The following is an 8438-nucleotide window of genomic DNA, read 5'->3' on the forward strand; positions in this document are numbered from 1 at the left end:
TCGAAGCAGATCGCCTAGCACCCAATGCAAATCCTCGACGCCGCCGCTACTCGCCACCATCTCGGTTTCCCCGCACTGATCGGTGCCTTGCGCGCGATGTTCGTCGCTGGATGCGAGGTGCCGCAGCGCCACATGCATGCTATCGCCAGCGGCGATGACGGTGTGCCGAGCGGCACAGTGCTGATCATGCCGGCCTGGCGTGCCGGCCACTACTTCGGGCTGAAGACGGTAATGATTTTTCCCGGCAATGGCGCGCGGGGTTTGCCGGGTCTGCATTCGACCTATCTGCTCTACGACGCTGCGACGGGACAGCCGCTTGCGCAACTCGACGGCGACGAAATCACGTCCCGGCGAACGGCCGCGGCGTCCGCGCTTGCGGCGGACTATCTCGCCCGCCGCGATGCACGGCGTTTGCTCGTCGTTGGTGCCGGCCGCATCGCGACGCTGATTCCCGAGGCGATGTGCGCGGTGCGTCCGATCGACGAGGTCGTGGTCTGGAACCGCACGCGTGCCGGGGCCGAGCAGCTGACCGCCGCTTTGGGTGAGATGGGGATTCCTGCGCGCGTAGGCGACGACCTTGCCGCGTGTGTCGCCGAAGCGGATATCGTGAGTTGCGCGACGCTGTCGAATGTTGCGCTGATCGAAGGCCGCTGGCTGACAAACGGTACGCACCTGGATTTGATCGGCAGCTTCACGCCGGCCATGCGGGAGGCCGATGCGATGTGTTTCAAGCGCGCCCGCGTGTTCGTCGACACGGCGGAGGCACTGGTCAAGTCGGGCGACCTGCTAGGTGCAATCGCCCAAGGTGTATTCACGTCGAACGATTTGCAGGGAACGCTGGCCGACATGTGCGCCGCCCGCTGCATTGGCCGCCGCAATGACGAGGAAATTACCTTGTTCAAGGCGGTCGGCACGGCACTCGAGGACTTGGCTGCCGCGGAACTAGTCTACGGCTACCTCTTGGGGGCGGCTGGACGACCAGCTTCGAAGCCGTTGTGACGGAACAAGGACCGTCTCAAACTCCACGTGCAACACCTTGCCGGTTCTGACATGGGCGGTTATGAGATGCGTGGACGTGACTCCCGGCGGAACGTAGGGAGAACGCCAAAGGCGGTGGGATACTTCCGGGACAGCTGAGTACGAAAAAGGCCTGCTTTTGGGGGCAGGCCTTTTGTTCACAAGCTTTGTAACTGCTTGAATTTTGGTCGGGGTGACAGGATTCGAACCTGCGACTTCTACGTCCCGAACGTAGCGCTCTACCAGGCTGAGCTACACCCCGTGGGAAGCCGTGCATCTTAGTCGCGGATCGGAGGCTTGGCAACAGGTTCGACGCATCCGCCCGGCGATCGCGCTGGGGAAGGCCGGCGCCGTTCTGTTAATCTTGACGGCTGCCGCCGCGCGCCCTGCGCCGGACGGAATATTCCCATCGTCAGTAGAGGATTCCATGGCGCTTACCCCGGCCCGCACCATGCCCGGCGTGCTCGAGCTGCTGCCGCTCGACCAGATCGCGTTCCAGCGCATGCTCGACGTGATCCGCCGCAACTACGAGCGCTTCGGCTTCCTCGCGGTGGAGACGCCGGTGATCGAGTACGCCGACGTGCTGCTGACCAAGACCGGCGGCGAGACCGAGCGGCAGGTGTACTTCGTGCAGTCCACCGGCGCGCTGGAGCAGGGCGAGAAGCCGGACCTGGCGCTGCGCTTCGACCTCACCGTGCCGCTGGCGCGCTACGTGGCCGAGCACGAGCGCGATCTCAACTTCCCGTTCCGCCGTTACCAGATGCAGAAGGTGTACCGCGGCGAGCGCGCCCAGCGCGGGCGCTTCCGCGAGTTCTACCAGTGCGACATCGACGTGATCGGCAAGGACGCGCTGTCGGTGCGCTACGACGCCGAGATCCCGGCGGTGATCTACAGCGTGTTCCGTGAACTTGACATCGGCTCTTTCACCATCCAGCTCAACAACCGCAAGCTGATGCGCGGCTATTTCGAGAGCTTGGGAATCGTCGACGGCGAGCAGCAGATGCTGGTGCTGCGCGAGGTGGACAAGCTGGACAAGCGAGGCGCCGACTACGTGCGCGACACGCTGACCGGCAAGGCGTTCGGGCTGAGCGCCGAGGTGGCGCAGAAGATCCTCGCCTTCGTGCAGGTGCGCTCGACCTCGCTGCAGGACGCGCTGGACAAGCTCGATGCGCTGGGCCCCGGCCCGGAAGCGCTGGAGCAGGGCCGCAACGAACTAAAGGAAGTGCTGGGCCTGATCCACGCGTTCGGTGTGCCGCAGACGCATTACGTGCTGAACCTGTCGATCGCGCGCGGCCTCGACTACTACACCGGCACCGTGTACGAGACCACGCTGAACGACCACCCGCAGATCGGCTCGATCTGCTCCGGCGGCCGCTACGAGAACCTGGCCGGCCAGTACACCAAGTCGCACCTGCCCGGTGTCGGCATCTCGATCGGCCTGACCCGGCTGTACTGGCAGCTGCGCGATGCCGGCTTGATCGACACGGCCAAGAGCACCGTCGACGTGCTGGTGACCCAGATGGACGAGTCGCAGCTGCCCGCCTACCTGGCGCTGGCCGGCGAGCTGCGCGGCGCCGGCATCGCCACCGAAGTGGTGCTCGAAGGCAGCAAGCTGGGCAAGCAGTTCAAGTACGCCGACCGCGCCGGCATCCGCTTCGTGGTGGTGCTGGGCGAGGATGAACTGGCCCGTGGTGTGGTGACGGTGAAGGACCTGCGCCGCGAGGACCAGTTCGAGGTGGCGCGCGGCGAGCTGGTCAAGACGCTGCGGGTGGAGCTGGAGCAGGCTGCGGCGATGGGGTGAGACGAGGCTTTACTCCCCAAAGCCGTCCCACCTCCGTCATTCCCGCTTGACCAGCCTTTCGGCTGTTGAAAAGCGCCTCGCGGGAATGACGGCCTGAAAAAACACGGAGACATGGATGACTTCGAAACAGCCGGCCGTCTACATCATGGCCAGCGGTGAACGCGGCACGCTGTATGTCGGTGTGACTGGAAATCTCAAGCTGCGTGCATGGGAACACCGCGATGGAGTGGTTGAAGGCTTTACAAAGCGCTACGGCGTGAAGCACCTGGTGTGGTTCGAGTTCCACCTGGACTTCCCGTCGGCCATCGTACGCGAGAAGCAGCTGAAGAAGTGGAACCGGGCATGGAAGCTGGAGTTGATTGAGGGCGGGAACCCGCAATGGCGGGATCTCTGGCACGAGTTGGAGTAATCAGCAGGGAAACCCCCGACTCGCCCCATGCCGTCATTCCCGCGCAAGCGGGAATCCATTGGCGGCGCTGCAAGGTCAAAGTGGATTCCCGCTTGCGCGGGAATGACGGCAACAAGATGCGGAGCATTCGTTAAGTGAGCGAAACCATTCTTCTCGACGGCAACAGCCTGACGCGGGCGCAGCTGGTGGCGGTGGCCCGTGGCGGCGCGAGCGTGGCGCTGGACGCGAAGCAGCTGGGGCGCGTGCAGCGCGCGGCCGATTTCCTCGCCGACAAGGTCAACTGCGGCGAGCCGACCTATGGCGTCACCACCGGCTTCGGCAGCAATGCCGACAAGCTGCTGGGCGCGCACCGCGTGCGCGACGAGCTGCCGGGGAGCCAACCCGCCGAAGGCACGCTGATGGAGGAGCTGCAGCACAACCTGATCATCACCCACGCGGTATGCGTGGGCAAACCGTTCGCCGAGGATGTGGTGCGAGCGATGCTGCTGATCCGCATCAACACGCTGATGCGCGGGCACTCCGGCATCCGGGTGGGTACGCTCGAAGCGCTGGCCGCGATGCTCAACGCTGGCGTGGTGCCGGTGGTGCCGGAGAAGGGCTCGGTGGGTGCCAGTGGCGACCTGGCGCCGCTGTCGCACCTGGCGATCGTGCTGCTCGGCGGCGGCGAAGCGTTCTACCAAGGCAAGCGGATGAGCGGCGCCGAGGCGCTGAAGCACGCCGGACTTGCGCCGATCCGCTTGTCGTTCAAGGAAGGCCTGGCGCTCAACAACGGTACCGCGCAGATGCTGGCCACCGCGGCGCTGGCGCTGGATGCGCTGGAGCAACTGCTGGATACCGCCGACCTCGCCGCGGCGATGACGCTGGACGCCTTCGCCGGCCGCAGCGGCGCCCTGCGTGCAGACGTCCACGCGCTGCGCCCGCACCCCGGCCAGGTGGAAACCGCCGCGCACGTACGCGGGCTGCTGGTCGATTCCACCCTGCTCGACATTCCCTACCACCTGGTGCCGCGTTTCAAGCCATGGAGTGCCGAGGCGTGGAGCGAGCCGGACGACCAGACGCTCAGCTTCGACATCGGCTGGGACTGGGTGCCGGCCAACCAGCGCCACGGTCGCGAGGCGTTCTATCGCCGCTTCCTGCCGTTCAGGGGTGGCAAGAAGCACCAGCCGCAGGATGCCTACAGCCTGCGCTGCATGCCGCAAGTGCACGGCGCGGTGCGCGACGCCTGGGCGCAGGCATGCCGGGTGATCGACATCGAGCTGAACTCGGTCACCGACAACCCGTTGATCTTCCCGGACAACGACGGCGCGGAATTCATCGAGGAGCAGGTGATCTCGGCTGGCCACTTCCACGGCATGCCGCTGGCGCTGGCGATGAGTTACGTGAAGGCGGCCATCCCGGTGCTTGCCTCGATTTCCGAGCGCCGGCTCAACAAGCTGGTCGACCCGGCCACCAACGACGGCCTGCCGGCCTTCCTCACCGGCAACGAGGACGGCACCGATTCCGGCTTCATGATCGTGCAGTACACCGCCGCGGCGCTGGTCAACGACCTCGCCACCCGCGCGCATCCGGCCAGCGTGTACTCGGTGCCGACCAGCGCGAACGCCGAGGACCACGTCTCGATGGGTGCCAACGAGGCGCGCCACGTGCTGGAGATGATGGAGGACCTCGGCTACGTGCTGGCGCTGGAGCTGTATACCGCCGCGCAGGCGCTGGACTACCGCCAGGAGATGCTGAATGCGGCGCGCCGGCTGGCGACCCGCGGCGGCTGGCAGGCGCTGGCGGCGAAGATCGCCAACGCGCCGCGCGAAGGCCAGCCACACTACACGCAGTTCGTCGCCGAAGTGCAGCAGCTCGCCGCGGCGCTGACCGGCGCCGGCGATTTCCATGCCGGTGCCAGCGTGCGCGAGGCGCATGCGATCCTGCGCCGGGACATCGGCTTCATGCACCGCGACCGCGCAATGGACGGCGACGTGCGCACGGTCTGCGCGCTGGTGCAGCAGGGCGCGCTTCGCCCGGCAGCATGACTCATCCTTTTTGACGGAAGCCAAGACCATGAGCCTGATCCAGACCCCGGTGTCGTACGGCGAGCTGATCGACAAGATCACGATCCTGGAGATCAAGTCGCGCCGCATCAGCGACGCGTCCAAGCTGGCCAACGTGCGCAACGAGCTGGACCTGCTCAACGCGACCTGGGCCAACGACGCTGCCTCGCACACCGACATCTCCGTCGAGCGCGCCCACCTACTGGCGGTGAACGAGTTGCTGTGGGACATCGAGGACCGCATCCGCCTGAAGGAGCAGGCGCAGGCATTCGACGCCGAGTTCATCGAGCTGGCGCGTTCGGTGTATTTCCGCAACGACGAACGCGCCGCGTTCAAGCGCGAGATCAACCTGAAGCTTGGCTCGCAGCTGGTCGAGGAAAAGTCGTACCAGGATTACCGCGCAGTCTGACGAATGCGGGTAGGAGCCCGCTCGCGGGCGATGCTCTTGCCGTTGCGAATCCCGAATCCCGAATCCCGGCTCCCGGCTCCAAAAGCATCGCCCGCCAGCGGGCTCCTACAGCAGCCGCATGTCGTGTGCGGCGGCCTCGTAGCGTTCGACCACGGCGGCCACCGCGATCAGATCCATCACGCCGGGCTTCTCGATCTTCGTGCCCCAGGGAATCTCGCTGGCCGGCTTGCCCAGGTACCTGCGCGCGGCCTCGTCGTATTTGTCCACGCACCAGCGGCGGTCGGAATAAGGGCCGGAACGGTTGGGGTTGCTCGCCGCATGCAGGCCGAGCACACGGGTGCCGACCGCGTTGGCCATGTGCATCGGGCCGGAGTCGGGGCTCAGCAGCAGCTGCGCGCGGGCGAGCAGGGCCAGCAGTTTTTTCAGCGTGTCCTTGCCGGTGAGGTCGAGCGGCGCCGACTTACATGCCGCCAGTACGGCGTCCGCCATCTCGCGCTCGAAGGCGGAAGGGCCGCCGACCAGCACCACGCGCCAGCCGCGTGCGGCAGCATGATCCATCACCGCGGCGTAGCGCTCCGGCCGCCAGTTGCGCAGCGCATGACTGGAGGTGGGGCTGACCAGCAGGGTCGGCGTGTCGCCGGGCAGTTGTGCGGCGGCCCAGGCGTGCGCCTCGTCGGGGATCGGGATGCCCCAGCGCACCTGGGTCTGCTTCAGCCCCAACGGCTCGCAGAAGCTGCCGATCGCGTCCAGCACGTGCTCGCCAGTGCGCGCGGGGATGCGCTCGTTGATCACCAGGCCATGCAGGTCCTTCGCACGGGCGCGGTCGTAGCCGATGCGCCGGTCGGCCTTGATGCCAAGGCTCAGCAGGTTCGAGCGCAGCGCCACCTGCATCTGCAGCAGGGCGTCGAAACGCCGGCCGCGCACCGCTGCGTGTACCGCACGCATGCCGGCCCATCCCGCGGCCTTGTCGAAGGTGACGAACTCCACCCCCGGCAGGTCGCCGACCAGCTTGCGTTCCAGCTTGCCGACGATCCAGGTCAGCGCGGTTTGCGGCCAGGCCTGCTGCAGGGTACGCAACAGCGGCACCACATGGGTGACGTCGCCGATGGCGGAGGTGCGCAGCAGGCAGATCGAGGAGGGGCTTGTCATGGGGCTGGGTTAGAATCCGGGACAGTCACCGGGCATGATGATGCAGGAACGAACCCACACCGATGCCGAAGGCGCGATTCTGTTCGACGCCGATGCGTCGCCACAAGTCGGGCACGACTGGTTCGCACCGGATTACTGGCGCGGGCGTGGTGCGCTGCGCACGCAGCCCGGCGGTCGCGGCGGCGTGGCGATCGTGGCCACGCCGGTGGGCGAATGCGTGCTGCGGCATTATCGTCGTGGCGGCCTGGTCGCCGCGCTGATGGGCGATCGGTATCTGTGGACCGGGGCTGACCGCACGCGCCCGTTCGCGGAATTCCGCCTGCTTGCCGAGATCGCGTGGCTGGAACTGCCCGGTCCGGCGGTGGTGGCCGCCCGATATTACCGGCACGGCATGTTCTATAGCGCCGACCTGATCACCCGCCGCATCGCCGACGCGCGGACGCTGGCCGAATGCCTGGCAGCGGGGCGGCTGGATGGCGAGCTGGCGGAGGAGGTTGGCGCGCTGGTGGCGCGTTTCCATCGTGCCGGCGTCTGGCATGCCGACCTGAACGCGCACAACGTGCTGGTGACACCGGATGGGTTGCACCTGATCGATTTCGACCGCGGCCGCATGCGCATCCCGTCGGTCGCCTGGCAAGAGGCGAACCTGCGGCGCTTGCGCCGGTCGTTGCTCAAGCTCGGCGCGGCCGCCGGCAGTGAAGCGACGTTCGAGAAGGCGATCTGGCAACCGCTGCTGTACCGCTATGGGCGGACGCTGAAGCCATGAACTGGCATTTGCATTTTCTGGGCGTGGGTGCTGCGCACGCGGTGGCGCTGGGGTCGTCGGCCGTGGTGCTGGAGCGTGCCGGGGTGCCGCTGCTGCTGGTCGACTGCGGGCCCGACACGCTCGATCGTTACCTGGCGGTGTACGACGCGCTGCCGCCGGCCGTGTTCATCACGCATACCCACATGGATCACGTGGCCGGGCTGGAGCAGTTGTTCATCCGCCTGTGGTTCGACCCGCACCTGCGCGGCACCACCCGGGTATTCGCCCACGCTACGCTGGTCCCGTGGCTGCAGGCGCGCGTGGGCGACTATCCCGGCGCGCTGGCTGAGGGCGGCGCCAACTTCTGGGAGGCGTTCCGGCTGGTGCCGTGCACCCGTGGTTTCTGGCTGGACGGCCTGTGGTTCGACGTGTTCGCCACCCGCCACCACGTGCCGGGCACTTCGTACGGCTTGGCGCTGGACGGCAGCTTCGTCTACACCGGCGACACCCGACCGATCCCCGAAGTGCTGGCCAGCCGTGCCGGTGCCGGCGAAATCATCGCCCACGACTGCGGCTTGGTCGGCAACCCCTCGCACACCGGCGTCGACGACATCGAGCGCGAGTATCCCGAAGCATTGCGCACCCGGCTGCTGCTCTACCACTACGGCAGCGCAGCCGACGGCACCGCGCTGGCTGCATTCGGCTATCGCGTCGCCAGTCCCGGTGAACGCATTGCCTTGCCCGCCCCGATGGAACCCAGGGGCGACGCCGGCTGAATCGGCGCGGGCTTGCTTGCCTGGATGGGGTCCTACCGCTATTCTTACTGACTCTTTGCAGCGCTGGATCGACGGCAAAGAGCGTTCCCT

General features: G+C 66.8%; 8 protein-coding genes and 1 tRNA gene. 7 read left to right on the forward strand and 2 right to left on the reverse strand.

Translation table 11 applies throughout. The annotated features are described in order from the left end of the window. Nucleotides 1-24 precede the first annotated feature (24 nt). Nucleotides 25-999 (forward strand): bifunctional Delta(1)-pyrroline-2-carboxylate/Delta(1)-piperideine-2-carboxylate reductase, encoded by a 975-nt coding sequence (lhpI, locus tag AC3WTD_RS03420; RefSeq protein WP_027492147.1) that lies wholly within the window; start codon nt 25-27, stop codon nt 997-999. Nucleotides 1000-1202: 203 nt separating this feature from the next. Here the strand turns inward: lhpI and AC3WTD_RS03425 are convergent. Next, nucleotides 1203-1279, reverse strand: a tRNA-Pro gene (locus AC3WTD_RS03425). A 165-nt stretch (nt 1280-1444) separates the two neighbouring features. On the opposite strand from AC3WTD_RS03425, the gene hisS reads away from it, so the two are divergent. The 4 genes from hisS (at nt 1445) to AC3WTD_RS03445 (ending at nt 5678) form a co-directional block, all read left to right on the forward strand. After that, nucleotides 1445-2818: a histidine--tRNA ligase gene (hisS, locus tag AC3WTD_RS03430; protein WP_492612912.1), complete on the forward strand. Its 1374-nt coding sequence runs from the start codon at nt 1445-1447 to the stop codon at nt 2816-2818. Nucleotides 2819-2933: 115 nt separating this feature from the next. Continuing rightward, complete coding sequence (locus tag AC3WTD_RS03435; RefSeq protein ID WP_492612913.1) at nt 2934-3227, forward strand: GIY-YIG nuclease family protein; 294 nt, start codon at nt 2934-2936, stop codon at nt 3225-3227. Between the two features lie 134 nt (nt 3228-3361). Next, entirely contained in the window at nt 3362-5251 is a 1890-nt protein-coding gene (locus AC3WTD_RS03440; RefSeq protein ID WP_492612914.1) for an HAL/PAL/TAL family ammonia-lyase, read from the forward strand. 28 nt (nt 5252-5279) lie between these two features. Beyond that, complete coding sequence (locus tag AC3WTD_RS03445) at nt 5280-5678, forward strand: DUF6165 family protein (RefSeq protein ID WP_027492150.1); 399 nt, start codon at nt 5280-5282, stop codon at nt 5676-5678. A gap of 105 nt (nt 5679-5783) precedes the next feature. Here AC3WTD_RS03445 and AC3WTD_RS03450 read toward each other — a convergent pair whose 3' ends face one another. Next, nucleotides 5784-6827, reverse strand: coding sequence for a glycosyltransferase family 9 protein (locus AC3WTD_RS03450; RefSeq protein WP_492612915.1), 1044 nt, complete (start codon nt 6825-6827; stop codon nt 5784-5786). Nucleotides 6828-6861: 34 nt separating this feature from the next. Between AC3WTD_RS03450 and AC3WTD_RS03455 the strand changes: the two genes are divergently transcribed. Both AC3WTD_RS03455 and AC3WTD_RS03460 read left to right on the forward strand, forming a co-directional pair. Next, nucleotides 6862-7593 (forward strand): 3-deoxy-D-manno-octulosonic acid kinase, encoded by a 732-nt coding sequence (locus AC3WTD_RS03455; protein ID WP_492612916.1) that lies wholly within the window; start codon nt 6862-6864, stop codon nt 7591-7593. Further along, nucleotides 7590-8348 (forward strand): MBL fold metallo-hydrolase, encoded by a 759-nt coding sequence (locus tag AC3WTD_RS03460; RefSeq protein ID WP_027492153.1) that lies wholly within the window; start codon nt 7590-7592, stop codon nt 8346-8348. The genes AC3WTD_RS03455 and AC3WTD_RS03460 overlap by 4 nt, the downstream gene beginning before the upstream one ends. Nucleotides 8349-8438 lie beyond the last annotated feature (90 nt).

This window comes from Rhodanobacter sp. FW106-PBR-R2A-1-15 (assembly GCF_058789735.1).

Bases quoted from the DNA above. Each gene is read 5' to 3' on its own strand.
- hisS (WP_492612912.1), top strand. From the start codon at position 1,445: ATGGCGCTTACCCCGGCCCGCACCATGCCCGGCGTGCTCGAGCTGCTG.
- AC3WTD_RS03455 (WP_492612916.1), top strand. From the start codon at position 6,862: ATGATGATGCAGGAACGAACCCACACCGATGCCGAAGGCGCGATTCTG.
- lhpI (WP_027492147.1), top strand. From the start codon at position 25: ATGCAAATCCTCGACGCCGCCGCTACTCGCCACCATCTCGGTTTCCCC.
- AC3WTD_RS03460 (WP_027492153.1), top strand. From the start codon at position 7,590: ATGAACTGGCATTTGCATTTTCTGGGCGTGGGTGCTGCGCACGCGGTG.
- AC3WTD_RS03450 (WP_492612915.1), bottom strand. From the start codon at position 6,827: ATGACAAGCCCCTCCTCGATCTGCCTGCTGCGCACCTCCGCCATCGGC.
- AC3WTD_RS03435 (WP_492612913.1), top strand. From the start codon at position 2,934: ATGACTTCGAAACAGCCGGCCGTCTACATCATGGCCAGCGGTGAACGC.
- AC3WTD_RS03445 (WP_027492150.1), top strand. From the start codon at position 5,280: ATGAGCCTGATCCAGACCCCGGTGTCGTACGGCGAGCTGATCGACAAG.